Origin of the sequence: Paenibacillus sp. SC116 (assembly GCF_024733555.1) — a bacterium.
GTDB lineage: Bacteria > Bacillota > Bacilli > Paenibacillales > Paenibacillaceae > Paenibacillus_B.
The window spans coordinates 189,255-205,498 of record NZ_JANIOF010000005.1; the positions used below are offsets into that span (position 1 = coordinate 189,255).

Annotated in this window: 13 protein-coding genes; all 13 read right to left on the bottom strand. The window is 45.9% G+C overall.

What is annotated here, in order from left to right; translation table 11 throughout:
- Positions 1 to 21 precede the first annotated feature (21 nt).
- Positions 22 to 1,146 (bottom strand): molecular chaperone DnaJ, encoded by a 1,125-nt coding sequence (gene dnaJ, locus NQ117_RS19085; protein ID WP_258279609.1) that lies wholly within the window; start codon positions 1,144 to 1,146, stop codon positions 22 to 24.
- A 130-nt stretch (positions 1,147 to 1,276) separates the two neighbouring features.
- Positions 1,277 to 3,115, bottom strand: a complete 1,839-nt coding sequence (gene dnaK, locus NQ117_RS19090) for a molecular chaperone DnaK (RefSeq protein ID WP_258279610.1) — start codon at positions 3,113 to 3,115, stop codon at positions 1,277 to 1,279.
- 112 nt (positions 3,116 to 3,227) lie between these two features.
- Positions 3,228 to 3,788, bottom strand: coding sequence for a nucleotide exchange factor GrpE (gene grpE, locus NQ117_RS19095; RefSeq protein WP_375163098.1), 561 nt, complete (start codon positions 3,786 to 3,788; stop codon positions 3,228 to 3,230).
- A gap of 58 nt (positions 3,789 to 3,846) precedes the next feature.
- The gene (locus NQ117_RS19100; protein ID WP_258279612.1) at positions 3,847 to 5,436 is read right to left on the bottom strand and encodes a TCP-1/cpn60 chaperonin family protein; all 1,590 of its coding nucleotides are present in this window, start codon (positions 5,434 to 5,436) and stop codon (positions 3,847 to 3,849) included.
- A gap of 52 nt (positions 5,437 to 5,488) precedes the next feature.
- Entirely contained in the window at positions 5,489 to 6,532 is a 1,044-nt protein-coding gene (hrcA, locus tag NQ117_RS19105) for a heat-inducible transcriptional repressor HrcA (protein WP_258279613.1), read from the bottom strand.
- A gap of 128 nt (positions 6,533 to 6,660) precedes the next feature.
- Positions 6,661 to 7,128: an N-acetyltransferase gene (locus tag NQ117_RS19110; protein WP_258279614.1), complete on the bottom strand. Its 468-nt coding sequence runs from the start codon at positions 7,126 to 7,128 to the stop codon at positions 6,661 to 6,663.
- A 277-nt stretch (positions 7,129 to 7,405) separates the two neighbouring features.
- Positions 7,406 to 8,608, bottom strand: coding sequence for a radical SAM family heme chaperone HemW (hemW, locus tag NQ117_RS19115; RefSeq protein ID WP_258279615.1), 1,203 nt, complete (start codon positions 8,606 to 8,608; stop codon positions 7,406 to 7,408).
- 239 nt (positions 8,609 to 8,847) lie between these two features.
- On the bottom strand, positions 8,848 to 9,210 hold the full coding sequence (locus tag NQ117_RS19120; RefSeq protein ID WP_258279616.1) for a hypothetical protein: 363 nt from the start codon (positions 9,208 to 9,210) through the stop codon (positions 8,848 to 8,850).
- Positions 9,211 to 9,437: 227 nt separating this feature from the next.
- Positions 9,438 to 11,258, bottom strand: coding sequence for a translation elongation factor 4 (gene lepA, locus NQ117_RS19125; protein WP_258279617.1), 1,821 nt, complete (start codon positions 11,256 to 11,258; stop codon positions 9,438 to 9,440).
- Between the two features lie 86 nt (positions 11,259 to 11,344).
- Complete coding sequence (locus tag NQ117_RS19130; RefSeq protein ID WP_258279618.1) at positions 11,345 to 11,794, bottom strand: hypothetical protein; 450 nt, start codon at positions 11,792 to 11,794, stop codon at positions 11,345 to 11,347.
- Positions 11,795 to 11,863: 69 nt separating this feature from the next.
- Positions 11,864 to 13,180 carry a stage II sporulation protein P gene (locus NQ117_RS19135; RefSeq protein WP_258279619.1) on the bottom strand — a complete coding sequence of 439 codons (1,317 nt, stop codon included), beginning with the start codon at positions 13,178 to 13,180 and terminating at the stop codon, positions 11,864 to 11,866.
- Between the two features lie 231 nt (positions 13,181 to 13,411).
- The gene (locus NQ117_RS19140) at positions 13,412 to 15,151 is read right to left on the bottom strand and encodes a sensor histidine kinase (protein ID WP_258279620.1); all 1,740 of its coding nucleotides are present in this window, start codon (positions 15,149 to 15,151) and stop codon (positions 13,412 to 13,414) included.
- Between the two features lie 2 nt (positions 15,152 to 15,153).
- Positions 15,154 to 15,972 carry a response regulator transcription factor gene (locus tag NQ117_RS19145; protein WP_309137893.1) on the bottom strand — a complete coding sequence of 273 codons (819 nt, stop codon included), beginning with the start codon at positions 15,970 to 15,972 and terminating at the stop codon, positions 15,154 to 15,156.
- Between the last annotated feature and the right edge of the window lie 272 nt (positions 15,973 to 16,244).

The window sequence follows — 16,244 nt, forward strand, 5'->3', positions numbered from 1 at the left end:
TTATAAAGTAAGTATGATTCGTTATTCACCACGGAATGCACGCTTCATACGGTCAAAGAACGTCTCTTCATGACTGCCCTTAGGATGCTCTCCGCTTATAGAAGCGAGCTGACGAAGCAAGTCTTTCTGCTCGTCATTCATCTTCGTTGGCGTTACAACAATAACTTTCACATGCTGATCACCATTGCCGTTGCCGCGCAGATGAGGAACACCTTTGCCGCGCAAACGGAAATACGTGCCTGTTTGCGTACCTGCAGGAATCTTCAACTTCACTTTATCATGAAGCGTCGGAATCTCAATCTCGTCACCTAGTGCTGCTTGCGCGAACGTCAATGGCACTTCGCAGTAGACATCATCATCTTCACGTTGGAAGAATTCATGCTGCTTCACGCGGATAACGATATACAAGTCGCCTGCCGGACCGCCGCGAAGACCGCTCTCACCTTCACCAGTCATGCGAAGCTGTGCTCCGTCATAGGCACCAGCTGGAATGCGTACGTTAATCTTACGCTGCTTCTTCACCGTTCCGTTGCCATGACAGCTGTTGCACTTCTCCTTGATCACTTTGCCTTTTCCTTGGCAAGTGGAACAAGCACGACGGTTTACCATACGGCCGAACGGCGTGTTCTGTACGACTTCCTGCTGACCTGTTCCACCACAAGTAGAACATTTTTCTGGCTTCGTACCTGGCTTCGCACCTGTGCCGAAGCAAGGGTCACATTGCTCGGTACGAGGAATCGTAATTTCCTTCTCTACGCCGAATGCCGCTTCTTTGAATTCCACTTGCATCGTATATTGAAGGTCGCCACCGCGCTGCGGTCCGTTTGGATCACGACGATTGCCTCCGCCACCGAAGAACATGTCGAAAATATCGCCAAAGCCACCAAAGTCGCCTGAGAAGCCTCCACCACCCATACCTTGGTTCGGATCAACGTGACCATACTGGTCATACATCGCGCGCTTCTGCGTGTCGCTTAACACGTCATAAGCTTCTTTTACTTCCTTGAACTTATCTTCTGCATCAGCAGCCTTGTTCACGTCAGGGTGATACTGACGTGCCAGCTTGCGGTATGCTTTCTTGATCTCATCATCACCGGTGCCTTTGTCGACTCCAAGCACCTCATAATAATCGCGTTTATTTGCCACTGTTCCACCCCCATTGCCTTACAAAATTTAATCTTATCAGCGTTGGTCCTCCCATTCAAGTCGATCACCGCTGACAAAAGGAAAGTCAAAGCCGAGCACAGCTCAGCTTTGACTTCCTAGTCGAAGACGATTACTTCTTGTCTTCGTCAACAACTTCATAATCCGCATCTACGACATTGTCTCTTTGTGCCGCACCGCTATCTTGAGCGCCTTGGCCTTCAGCTCCCTGTTGAGCTTGAGCTTGTTCGTAAAGCTTCACAGACAACTGTTGAACTACTTCTGTAAGTTCTTCTGTCGCTGCTTTGATCTCATCCAGGTTGTCGCCTTCTAGCGCTTTTTTCACTTTTTCTTTAGCTTCATTAGCCTTGTCAACATCAGCTTGATCTGCTTTGTCGCCAAGATCTTTGATTGTTTTCTCCGTTGAGTAAACGAGTTGGTCAGCATTGTTTCTTACTTCAACCATCTCTTTACGATTCTTGTCTTCTTCAGCATGAAGCTCTGCTTCTTTCATCATGCGGTCGATTTCATCATCAGACAAACCGCTGGAAGACGTGATTGTGATGTTTTGGATTTTGCCTGTACCTTTATCTTGCGCAGACACTTTTACGATACCATTCGCATCAATATCGAAGGTAACTTCGATCTGTGGAACGCCACGTGGTGCTGGTGGAATGTCAGACAAGATGAAGCGACCAAGTGTTTTGTTATCTCCTGCCATAGAGCGCTCACCTTGAAGCACGTGGATTTCTACGCTTGTTTGGTTGTCAGCATACGTGGAGTATACTTGAGCCTTCTGCGTAGGAATCGTTGTGTTGCGCTCGATCATCTTCGTAAATACGCCGCCAGCTGTCTCGATACCTAGAGACAATGGAGTTACATCTAGCAATACAACGTCTTTAACGTCACCAGTCAAGACACCTGCTTGAACAGCCGCACCAAGTGCAACAACTTCGTCTGGGTTAACGCCTTTATATGGATCTTTACCTGTCAATTTCTTAATTGCTTCTTGAACAGCTGGAATACGAGTAGAACCACCAACAAGTACGATCTTGTGGATGTCAGCTGGAGTCAAGCCAGCATCTTGCATCGCTTGACGCGTAGGAGCAAGCGTACGCTCTACCAAGTTCTCAGACAACTCTTCGAACTTCGCACGAGTCAAGTTAAGCTCCAAATGCTGAGGAACGCCATCAGCAACCGTAATGAACGGCAAGCTGATTGTTGTCGTCATCACACCAGACAATTCCTTTTTCGCTTTCTCAGCAGCATCCTTAAGACGTTGAACAGCTGCTTTGTCCTTACCTAGGTCAATGCCATTCTCTTTCTTGAATTCTGCAACCAAATGGTCGATGATTACTTGGTCGAAGTCGTCGCCACCCAAGCTGTTGTCACCGCTTGTTGCTTTAACTTCGAAGAAGCCGTCACCAAGCTCAAGGATCGATACGTCAAATGTACCGCCGCCCAAGTCATAAACAAGGATCGTTTGATCATTTTCTTTATCTGCACCGTATGCCAATGCAGCCGCTGTTGGCTCGTTGACGATACGCAATACTTCTAGACCTGCAATTTTACCTGCATCCTTCGTCGCTTGACGTTGGGAATCGTTGAAATAAGCTGGAACCGTAATAACTGCTTGTGTTACAGGTTGGCCCAAGTAAGCTTCTGCATCTGATTTCAACTTTTGAAGAATCATTGCAGAAACTTCTTGTGGAGAATAGCTCTTGTCGTCAATTTTCGTTGGGAAGTTTGTACCCATATGACGCTTAATAGACATTACTGTACGATCCGGATTTGTGATCGCTTGACGCTTAGCTGTTTCACCAACAACGCGCTCACCGTCTTTTTTGAAGCCTACAACGGATGGCGTCGTGCGTGCGCCTTCTGGATTTGGAATAACGACAGCCTCGCCGCCTTCCATTACTGCCACACAAGAGTTTGTTGTTCCCAAGTCAATACCGATTACTTTACTCATGAAAAATGTCCTCCTTCAACGTTTTGCAGTTTCGCAAATTGGCTTCGCTACCACTGCGTGGAATGTTTTGTATTTCATATCAGTTAACCTGACTTTGTTGTGTTGTACGAGATTAGGAGCTTACTTTGACCATTGCCGGACGCACAACGCGATCTTTCAGCATGTAGCCTTTTTGCAGCTCTTCTACGACGATGCCTTCTTCGTATTCATCCGACTCCACTTGCATAATCGCTTGATGGTACTCCGGATTGAACGGCTCGCCTACCGCTTTAATTGCAGTTACACCCTCTTGCTCCAACACTTGCTGGAACTGACGGAATATCATATCGACACCTTTCGAGAACGAATCGCTATCGCTAGATGGATTCGTAGAAAGTGCGCGCTCAAAGTTATCCAAAATCGGAACGAGGTCCGTAACGAGCTTGGAAGATGCGTATTTCGCTAAGTCTTCCTTCTCCTTCAGCGTACGGCGGCGGAAATTATCGTAATCTGCTTGTACGCGCAGCATACGTTGATAGTTCTCTTCCGCTTCTGCTTTCGCTTGCTCGACTGCTCCTTGAAGGTCGTTTGACTCTTCGCCACCAACCTCAGCAGCAGTTTCTGTTTGCTCTTGCTCGAAAGCAGTTGCCTCCTGCTCATCATGCTGCAGGTTCGCATCTTGTTCTTGTTTCAACTCCTTCACCTCCCCTATGTAGTAAACTTCTCTATCATCATGACTTACGTCATTGATCTCATTGTTCTTGTTCTGCTCTTGAAGCACCATCGCGCATCTTGATTACTGTATGAATGCGAAGGACGGCAGCAGCCACTTCACCCGCCGCGCGCAATGCGTATAGCTTCACGCGCGCTGGATCGACGATCCCTGCCTCCATGACTGGCAGCAAGGCGCCTGTATCGCAGTCGATGCCAATCGCATCGTTGCCTGCGGCCGTCTGCGCCGCGCGAGCTTCTTCGAGCTTCTCCAGTGGATTGTAGCCGGCATTGAGCACCACTTGGGCCATTGGCTTGCGCAGCGCTTCAGCGACTGCGGCAATGCCGAACGCCTCCATGCCGCGCACCGTCTCGCGATAGCGCTCCAGCGCGTAGGACACCGCCAATTCGGCGGTGCCTCCGCCCGGCAGGATGCCGCCTTGAATGGCGGCCTGCAGCGCGGAGGCTGCGTCGGCGGCGATGCGTGCCCGCTCGCCGACAATCTCGCGCGTGCTCGCTCCGACGAGCATGGTCACCTGCTTCGCGGCTCCTGCCGCTGGTGACCATGCGGATGGCGTCGGCTGTGGCGGTGCATACAGCCGCACGCGCTCCAGCCGTTCGTCATAGCGAACGGCTGGCGTTTGCCCGAGCATAGCTTCGAGCTCATTGCCAGCTTTGCTCAAGGCCGTTCGCTTGAGTGGCTTCGCTCCCGTGAGCTGCGCCACACGCTTCACCTGCTCGCGGCTTACACGCTGCACGACCATAATCTCATGGTCGAAGCAGAACTGCTCGGCCTCTGGGTGAATACTGCGCTCCAGCACGATGAGGCCTACCCCAAGCTGCTTCAGCTGCTCCAGCTGTAGCATAAAAGCACGCTGCAGCTGCATATACTGCTGGAAGCCAGCCTCCGTGGAGAGCAACTGCTCATCGAGCTCCTCTGGCACGAGCCCGTCCTGCAAGACGAGCACACGGCAATCGCTTTGCTCAGAGAGCCATTCATAATGAAGCGGCTTCTGTTTTAGCAGTAACCCTTCGAAGCATTCATTTTCAGCCAGCTCATGAGCTTCAACTGTGTCCGCCAATCGGAAGGTTTTGCTCTTTAGCGTGTCCCAACCAATCAGCTTGCCAGCGTCCAATACTAGCTGTACGATGTCTTCTTGTTCACGTCCCGCTATATATACAGCCTGTCGCAGCAGAGAGTCGTCCCAACCTTGCAAAGCAATGGATCGCTCCGCTAATAACTGCGAAGCATATGCAATCCCCTGCTGAATGCCAGCTACAACCTTCGCTGCAGGAACGCCGCGCATCACTTGCTGCACTCCCGCTTCAACCAACGCTCCAGCAAGCACAGTCGCTGTCGTCGTTCCGTCTCCAACTTCCTGCTGCTGGGCCCGAGCTACTTGAATAACAAGCTTAGCAACGGGATGAGTCACATCCATTCGATCCAGGATAGTTACTCCATCATTCGTTAATATGATGTCTCCCTGTGCCCCAACCAGCATGACATCCAGCCCTTTCGGACCTAATGTTCCTTCTACCGCTGAGCACAGGGTGCGTACAGCTTGGGCATTGTTGAGGAGCGTCGCATAACGCTCATCACTATCCTGCCTTGAAGATGGATGCTGCGCCATCGAACCCCTCCTCTCTGCCTCATTCTGATTACTCACGCTTACTTCTTAATCATTACTTATGATATCGTTCCATAAATACCGCTAACTGTTGAGATACCTGCTGCATCAGATTAATTACTTTTGCATATTCCATTCGAGTCGGACCAAGAAGTCCAATCGTTCCTAGATTCTGACCGTGAACCGAATATGTTGCGGTAATTAGACTGCAATTGGATATAGCGGCATGTGAATTTTCCTGACCAATCCGCACTTGAATGCCAGAACCTTGATCCACTGCACCTGGCGAGCCAATCACTTTAATCAAAGCAGGCGTTTCCTCCAGCAGCTCCCAGATTGTCTTAATCCGATCCACGTCTTGGAACTCTGGTTGGTTCAGCATGTTCGTCGTTCCGCTCAAGTATACTTCTCGATGAGCCTCACCACCGCTAAGGACAGTCTCTATCATCGAAATCATCTCTTGGGCATGAGATACATATTTGCTCATCTCATCACCAATTTCTTTGTACAACTGCGATCTCAACGTAATGAGTGGAACACCAGTCAACTTCGTATTAAGCAAATTCACAACCTTCTCTAACTCCGATGTCGAGATACCTGGTGGAATAGCTACTGTTTTATTTTCAACATGACCTGTATTCGTCACAATGATCGCAACTGCCGTATCTTCATTCAGGGGCAGCAGTTGAAAATGTCTTAATGTCGTATCGAACATGCCCGGACCAAGTGCAATCGACGTGTAGTTCGTTAGCTGAGCTAATGTAGAAGCTGTATGCTGAACAACTTGTTCCATCGCTGTTATTTTTTCCGCAAACATCGATTTCAATCGATGCACTTCTTCTTTGGACAAATCGTCCAAGCGAACAAGATGATCGACATAATAACGATACCCTTTGTGAGAAGGGATGCGCCCTGCCGACGTATGAGGCTGCTCTAGAAAACCAAGCTCCTCAAGATCCGCCATCTCGTTTCGTATCGTCGCCGGACTGTATCCAACGTCGCCACGTTTCGAAATGCTGCGCGAACCGACCGGTTCTGCCGAGCTAATGTAATCATCTACTATCGCTGTTAATATAAGTCGCTGGCGTTCCGTCAACATACGCATCCCTCCAAATATTAAGTATAGGCAGGTTTATGCCCATCCGAACTTCCTCTTCGTTAGCACTCATCACCGTCGAGTGCTAACCGATATAACAAAAATACCAAACGGACAAGACGATTGTCAAGTCAGTTCAGTACTTTAAGCACTGCTATTTCATCACAACAATGTTGTTTGCTGCAATGGATACAATCCTTCCATACTTTTTCAGGAAAAATTTCTTTCTCCACAACCGAGAAACCATTTTTCTCGAAAAAGCGAACTTCATAGGTTAATGCCATTACCTTGGACAAGTTTCTTTCCTTAGCCATCTGCATCAAAGTATCCATGATCATACTGCCAATTCCTTTTCCTTGATAGCCAGGAGATATTCCTAATGATCGAACTTCAACGAGATCTTGACCAAGCTGACATAACGATCCGCATCCAACTAGCTCCCCTTCCGCTTCAACAACAACGAAATCTGGAATCAAAGTTGCTAGCATCTCACGTGTACGCGGTAGCATAATCCCTTGAACCGCATACCCTTGTATTAATTGAAAGAGCGCCTCTATATCGCTCTGTGTCGCCAAGCGGCAAACCAATGTCGTGGTCATCGCAACTTCACCTCTGGATCGTGATTGCAAATATGAATACGAATTAATATACATCAATATGCATAATATTTCAATCCTGTATAGGAAAAAATATATCCAGCTATGGCCTTTTTTTTGAAGCTGCGCAAGGCCTTATCCGAGCCTACTATGAAACAAACAAAAAGAGGCACCATAATGGCGCCTCTCTATATACAAATGTGGATAAATTCTTTTCGCTGTATAAACCCCATCATAAGTTGCATGTTTGTTGCCATAAGGTGCTTTCTCAAGAAACGAATTATTCCTCAGTAAGCGCACCAACAAATGTACCAAACACATCGTTGCCAAACAGCACTCCGCGATCTGTCAATCGATATCCGATCTCTGTAACCTCTATTAACTCCGAAGCAAGCAATTTTTTCAATTGAGCTCCAAATATATCATCAAAGTCGCGTCCGCCAAATTGAGTCTGGAAGCGAGCACGGTTGACTCCTTCATGCATGCGCAGACCAACCATCATAAAGTCTTCCATCGCTTCCTGCTCATCTACTTCAAATGAATCTAGACGAGGCAGACCGCTCTTGCAAGCCTCATTATAAGGATTAACACCCTTTATGTTGATATGGCGCTGCCCTTGTACATACCCGTGTGCACCAGCACCAATACCGTAATAGTCTTCATTGCGCCAATACGTCTGATTGTGTCGACTTTCATACCCTGGCTTGGCAAAATTACTGATCTCATACTGAACATATCCCGCAGCTTTCATTCGCTCCATAATAAGCAAATACATAGCTAACTCCGCCTCTTCACTTGGCAGCGGCAGCTCGTTGCGGCGGAACATCGTATGGAACAACGTATTCTCCTCTACCTTTAAGCTGTAAATCGACAAATGCGGCAGATCTAGCTCAAGCGCACGATCCAAGCTGTGAGACATCATTTCCAATGTCTGATTCGGCAAGCCGAACATCAAGTCGATCGACATGTTCTCATAACCAACTCGTCTCGCAGCCTCAATACTGCGGTATACGTCATCTGTATGATGGATACGTCCGATATCTTTCAGCAATGTGTTGTTAAATGACTGCACACCAAAGCTAATACGGTTCACACCGCCAGCCATCATGACACGAAGCTTTTCCTCATCCGTCGTACCCGGGTTAGCCTCCATACTGAACTCAATATTGTTATTCCAGCTTGGGAAATGAGTACGCACAGACTTGAGGAAAAATTCCATCTCTACTGGATTCAATACAGTAGGCGTTCCTCCACCTACAAAAATCGTATCGATCGTTCCAGCAGGTTGTTGCTGCACCGTATATGCCATCTCACGATCCATTGCCTGCAAATGCTCCATCACAGGCTGGTCTTTCAGAACGTAAGAGTTGAAATCGCAATAAAAGCACTTATTTGTACAAAACGGTATATGAATATAGACAGCCCGCGGCGAGTGGCTTGCCTGTACTTGCTGTTGAATGGATGACTCCGCTGAAGCCGTCATAACTTCCTCCTCGTTGCTTTCTTTTATTTAGTACAGAATAGCACACTCCTATACGCTTCTCAATCTTCTTCGACCTTAACCCTGCATATCCTCACTCGCTTTTACAAACCCAAAACCTCTATGCTATACAACCCTTGCGTGCTATGTAAGAATGATTAGTCATATTAAAATATAAGAGACATACTCTTTTGTTGATATATCTAAACTCCAATACAGAGCATCTCTCTTGTGCAGCTCAATCATATTTTTCTAAAGCCTGCCGGCAGCGTACCTGTTCGGCGAATTTCCCTTACTTGAGCTTCGGTTAATCGAATATTCGATGATATAAGAGATTCAACATCATTGCCAGCGATCAGGTCATCTAGATCAGGAATGTTTCGGCTCCCTCTATATATACGGAAATTTCCTTTGAAATTAATCCGAGTAAACAATACTAAGGTTGCATTCGCGCTCGTAGAAAAGAAACGCAAACTTTCTACTTCGTCCGTGTTCGTTAATCCTAAATTCCCGTTAAGAATACGTGCCCTGCCTCGATAATTTTCCTCGGAATAAAGTGTCAACCTCGGATATACCACTTGTGAGATATGAACAACTTCGTCCATCGTACTCCCTCCTTCCCTTATTATATAAAATATGGCTTGCCAGGGAGTTTGGCTTGGACAACCAAATCAATTTCAAAAATATCTTTACACTTCACACTCAGGCAGTATCTCATCTTACACCCACACATACAAAAAATTTCTGAGAGCAAACACAAAAAAGAACCGTGCCCCTATTAGGCACGGTTCTCTGTACAACATACTTATGTCTACACAAGTATGCGTTCTGCTTACTTGCTGTCGTCAATCTTAAGAACCGCCATGAATGCTTCTTGCGGAACCTCTACGGAACCGACCTGCTTCATGCGCTTCTTACCTTCCTTTTGCTTCTCAAGCAATTTACGCTTACGGGAGATGTCACCACCGTAACATTTAGCCAATACGTTTTTACGCATCGCTTTAACCGTCTCACGAGCAATAACCTTTGTCCCGATCGAAGCTTGAATCGGTACCTCGAACATTTGACGAGGAATCAATTCGCGCATCTTCTCACATACCACTTTACCACGTGAATAAGCGCGGTCTTTGTGTACTATGATGGACAAGGCATCGACTTGCTCACCATTAAGCATAATATCCATCTTCACGAGGTTCGAACGACGGTAGCCGGATAGCTCATAATCGAACGATGCATAACCTCTTGTGTTGGATTTCAACTGATCGAAGAAGTCGTACACAACCTCAGACAATGGGATGTGATACGTAATTGTTACGCGAGTCGTATCTAGATATTGCATATCAACGAACTCACCACGCTTGCCTTGGCAAAGTTCCATAATAGCTCCAACATAATCGTTAGGAACAATAATCGAAGCTTTGACGAATGGTTCTTCAACAAAGTCGATCTTTTGTTGTTCCGGATAATTGGATGGATTATCAATACGAAGTACTTCTCCATCTGTCAGCGTAACACTATAAATAACGCTTGGTGCTGTTGTAATCAATGGAATGTTGAACTCACGCTCGATACGCTCTTGGATAATTTCCATGTGCAATAGTCCCAAGAATCCGCAACGGAAACCAAACCCTAGCGCTGTAGATGTTTCTGGCTCAAACGTCAAAGATGCATCATTCAACTGCAACTTCTCCAGAGCCTCACGCAGATCGTTATAGTCCGTAGTCTCGATCGGGTACAATCCACAGAATACCATTGGGTTAATTCTACGGTAACCAGGCAATGCTTCTGCTGTAGGATTTTTCATATCCGTAATCGTATCACCGACACGCGTGTCGCCAACATTTTTGATACCAGCAACAACGAATCCTACGTCACCTACGTTCAACTCATCCACACTCGTCATACGCGGCTTGAATGCGCCTACTTCTATAACTTCAAACGTCTTGCCTGTTGCCATCATTTTGATCTTGCTGCCTGCGCGAATCGCTCCGTTCACAACACGAACATAGACAATTACGCCTTTGTACGGGTCATAGTGGGAATCAAAAATAAGCGCCTTCAACGGCTCTTCTGGATCACCAGTTGGAGCCGGAATCTTCGTAACGACTTGCTCCAAGATCTCACGAATACCGATACCTGCCTTCGCAGATGCATGAACAGCATCCGAGCAATCCAAGCCGATTACGTCTTCTACTTCTTTCTTCACTCGCTCTGGATCTGCACTTGGCAAATCGATCTTGTTAATAACCGGAATAATCTCCAAGTTGTTATCAAGCGCCAAATATACATTAGCCAACGTCTGTGCCTCGATGCCTTGAGCAGCATCGACAACTAGCAATGCCCCTTCACAAGCTGCCAAACTACGGGAAACTTCATACGTGAAGTCGACATGTCCTGGCGTATCGATCAGGTTCAAAATGTATTCTTCACCATCGTCCGCCTTGTAAGTAAGACGAACCGCTTGCAATTTAATTGTAATACCACGTTCACGCTCCAGATCCATCTGGTCAAGCACCTGTGCTTGCATTTCGCGGGAAGTCAATGCTCCCGTATACTCCAGAATGCGATCGGCAAGCGTGGACTTTCCGTGGTCAATATGTGCAATAATACAAAAATTGCGAATTTTCTTCTGTCGTGACAGCAATTCCGTCATTCGATCTAATACCCCCACCACTGTGCCAAGTTTCAATTGTTTTATTATACCGAATAACGCCGTCGGCATCAATGGCGCCGTAATATTTAGAACAATCTATCAAATATGCCCACAACAGCTTGGATTCCTGCCTCAGACAATCTAGATAAGAAACCAGCTGTTTTATCCGCTAATTGGTTGACCGGAGGCTCTTCAATTGGAGGCAATCCCAGATGCTCAGGCATTTGCTTCTCCCATTCTTCAGTTGCCTGCTCCTCGTTACGATGATTCGCATCAGACAAAGGCTGCATTCGTTGATTCCACTCCGATTCCCAACGTGAAGCCGATTCCGAAGAATCTACTTGGGCATTCCATTGCTGCTTCTCTAATGGCTGCTGCCCACTGTCAGGCAGCTTGACTGAATTCTCAGCGGCAGCAGTTTGCGGCATAGGACCATACACCCTTTCGATACCTAGGCGCGTCCATTCCATACCTACCATGACCCCGATAATCGTAAACAGAATCAAAACCGTAATGCGCGGCACAATACGTTTCATCCCGAAACCTCCGTTTCAATAGGTACCGAAGCACAATAGAAGGTGTCTCCCAAAATGTTCTGTCTTAACCTAGCCAATAGAGGTAGCGGCATTCGTATCACCATGCAATTGTTCTGGGAAGTAGGCTGAATACGCCTTCTTGCCTTTGTTACTGTCCGCATTCACTGGTTTCGTTACTGGCTTATCTCCTTGCTGCTTATGCACGATATCAGCAATTAAATCTGCTAGCAAATCTACGGTCCGGTAGCTTTCCTCCAACGTATTGTCGATACCGCCTATTTCTACAATGACACTGTTTGGAGATATAGATTGATTATACTCACCGTTCCCCTGTGCAGCAGACTTGCCCCAGATGCCACGGGATATGCCTGGATAATCTTTTTCCAACCTACTATGAATTTCTGAAGCGAATTTCTCGTTCTTCTTCCAGTTCGGATTGCGATGTCCAATAATAAAGTATACTTGGGCATATGATTTATTATTAATCGTTACCGTTGAATCTTCACGACCAAGCGCATCACGATGAATATCAAAAAAGAACTGTAAATCTTGATGCTGCGACATCGCTTCTTTGATCGTGCTATGCGAGTATTTATAGGACTGATTCCACTTGTATCCTTCCACACTGGAGGCATAATCTTTATCGGAATGCGCAGCCCCTACTCCTCGCTTCTCTAATTGATCCTGAAGTCGTTTGCCAACAAGTGTAATGTTCAACTCATCATCGTTTGGATTGGAACTTTTACTTTTCAGTACTGGATTCCACGATTCCCGATTATGCGAGTGATAAATGAACACGACTTTATTGCTCAACTGTGAAGAAGGTCGTTTCGTACCAGAATCATCTTTTCCCGAGCTGCCCGGCAATGGCTTGAACTTATCACTCTGCGATGAACGAGGGTCATCTTCACCTTTCGTCAGTTGATCAGGCGAAGGCATATAATCAGCAGGCCCTTTAGCATACTGATTTCCCTCTGGAAGCCGAAGTGGAACGGTCTGTTCACGGTTGGCGCGCGGCAATTCTCCTGCCAGCAATGTCTTCGGATCAAGCGGATTCATATTTGTCATCAGACGAACGAACAGTCTTGCTGCATCCTTGCTATTCCATTGCAATTGCTGTGCAGAGGCTGGTACGCCTGGCATTTCCATCGCAATCGCGTTCATAAAAAGCTGTGTTGGCATTTGAGCCGCTATCCCTTTCATACCAGACAAGGGCGTCGACTGCGATTTCTGCTCTGCCATAACCCCTATGCCTATTACGATAAAAAAAGCAGCTGAAGCCACCGCCATCAGCATAAACATCCGACCGGATAAAAGGACAGGCTCCCACTTCTTAACAACCTGTTTATTCCAACGATTTTTGCTAGTCTCGTCATTCCATTGCATCGATTTGTCCGCCTCCTTGCCTGCTGTCACCGTCTTTCATTCACTCAAGACAACCTTGCAAGAAACCAGAAATGTTGAGTAACTACGGAAATATAGGACGAAGTGGTTAGAGCGTCGTCTCGTATACCATTTGCATTCTCGTAATCTCTCAATATTTCATAGGGTTGCAAGCATGCTCAAAATGAAAGATTGCTATTAGTAGACTCTATGAGGACAAACAAAATACTAGAACTAATTTCTCGGGAAATAAAAGCGAATGGTCGTACCTGTCCCTATCTGGCTCTGTACAGAAGCCTCACCTTCGTGCGCTTCTATTAATTGCTTCGTAATAGCCATACCAAGACCGCTGCCTTGATCCGTCGTATCTGTAGATGTGCCGCGGTAATATCTTTGAAACAAATTTTGCTGCGCCTGTTCATCCATTCCCCGACCATCGTCCTTAAATAATATAGTCGTGCCTGTTTCATCTTGTTCGATAGATACTGTCACAGTCGTTCCTGGTTCGTTGTGAATCCAAGCATTCATACACACATTTTCAACTGCCCTAACAAAATATCGAACATCAATGTTCAGCATAATAGGTTGTGGGTGAGGATTGAAAACGATCTTTGCATCTGTATTTTCTGCATCCGCTGGTACAGGCAGCAGTTCATGTAGAATGCTAGAAAGCCAATCATTCATTTCAGTCTCCACTCGATCCATTGGCAAAGCATTACTTTTTAATTGATAGGTTAAATTCAAATCTTGAATAAGCTCATCCATTCGTTCCGCCTTCTGCTGAATAAACGTTGTAAATTCCAACCGCTCTGCTTCGCTCCACTTATATTCGCTAGCATTCAGCAAATGAGCATAGCCAATAATCGAGGATAACGGGGTCTTGAGATCATGAGTTAAGCCAGTCAACCATTGCTCCCGCAGCCGTTCATGCTTTTCTCGCTCACTTTCAGATTCTTGCAGTCTCTCAGATAGCGTACGTAGAGACTGCCAGACGTCGCTATATATCCGATAATTGCGTTTCAACTTCCCCTTGCGGTTAAGCGAAGGATACTTTCCAAGTATATTCCTCGGCTCCTCGTATTCATGATTGGACATCGCTTCAGCCCATCTCATAAAATGAGCAAGCGGACGGCCAATTCTATCGCTTTCCCACCATGCCATGATGACAAACAGAATCAGCATAGAAAGCACCACAGCCCCGGTACCGACCATCCATATTTCCGATTCGCTATATAAGTGCAAGCCTGCCATCATCACATAAGGCTCTGCATCTATCGCTGAATAAGGCATACGAAGAATCCATGTATTCCCGGAGTGCGAATTGTATTGAAAAGCAACTCGCTCGCCATATTGATCCTCGTATGTAGCACGCAGAACCAACTCATACGAACTTATGTTAATTTTTATACCTTTCGGCTTATTCCAACTCTCCAATTCATCTCCTTCCGCATTCAGCAGTTGCACCCAAGCGCTGGCTTGTTTTAACATCGGCTTTGCCTGTTCAGGATCTTCTAACCATGCATCCAGAAACTGTTCATCATCTGGCTTCACACCATAAACGAGCATTATTTCATAATCACCTATAGCTCTCAAATAAGCATATACGTCATAAGGAAAAGGAATCTTTCGATGCATATAAGAGACAAGTTCTCCTACCTTATACTTTTTAGGCACATCTTCCGGAACAAAAAATTCATGCAACACCTGTCCATTTGAATCTGCAATTTGAAGCCAACCCCCGCTAGCCTTCACTTCCATCATCAACTGCTCGTCCCATTGAATTTGACCATTTGTAATCGATATGGAATCTACCAAATTATTAATTCCATGATTAGCAAAATTCCGGTTCATATCCAAAGCCATCATGCGATCCACAATCCATGTAAATGCGATGACAACACTTATAAGCAAAGCGATCGCAATAAACAACCACTGTCGTATGTAGTGCCACGCCAGTCTTCGAGTCGCTTTCACCTTTATCCCTCCTTGCGTTTTGGACGAGACAGCAGCTTATAACCCATTCCTCGTATCGTAACAAGATAGGTTGGTTCACTCGGAGTTTCCTCAATACGCTCCCTAATTCGATGAATATGCACCATGACTGTATTATCGTCTTTGACAGCATCTAAGCCCCATACTTGTTCGTACAGTTCACCTTTGGAAAAAATTCGATTCGGGTGCTTGCACAAATAAAGCAGCAGTTGGAACACCATAGCAGGACAATCAACAGATTGATCATCTACAATTAATTCGCCAGCTTGCTCGTCGACTTGGAATCTACCAAAATCATAAATACCTCTATTAGATTGAGGTGTCAAAGAGCTTGAATGATAATTCGTAGTTGTTCGCATCGATTCTTGTTGTTTGGAAGCCGAAACTCGTTCACCTTGAGCATGATGAATGGCTTGCTTATAAGATAAGTGCCGCTTCAACTGTACCTTTACTCTCGCAGCCAACTCCAGCGGGTTAAACGGCTTCGTCATATAATCGTCTCCACCGAGGGCAAAGCCAGTTAGCTTATCCAAATCAGTCGTGCGAGCGGTTACGAATAAAATGGGAGCTTCTGTTTTTAGACGTAATAGAGGAGCAATCTCGAACCCACTCTTCCCTGGCAGCATCACATCTAATATGATGCAATCCAGTTGAAATTGTTCATTCATTTGTAGAGCTTCTTCCGCATTCGAAGCCGTATGTATATTTATAAAACCTTCCTTATTAAGTACGGTTACGACGAGCTTCTGCAAAGCTGCTTCATCTTCCACGATAAGGATATGTGCTTGCTGCAAGTCATTCATATGTATCTCCCCTTATATAATCGTATTCGCTTCTCTCCCATTGCTCCATGACTACTCTTTGCGATCAAAAAGATTTTCTAATTATTAACATGTTCTAGATAAGTATAAATCATCATATCATACAGCCCAATCTGTTAATTAGACACGCTGTAGGCTACACCATACCACGGCAGGCTTACCTTTCCTCTAACGGTTTCTTAACAGAACCTTAACAAATCCTTTTATAAACCAAAATATTACATATATTATTTATATTCCGTTACACTGCACTT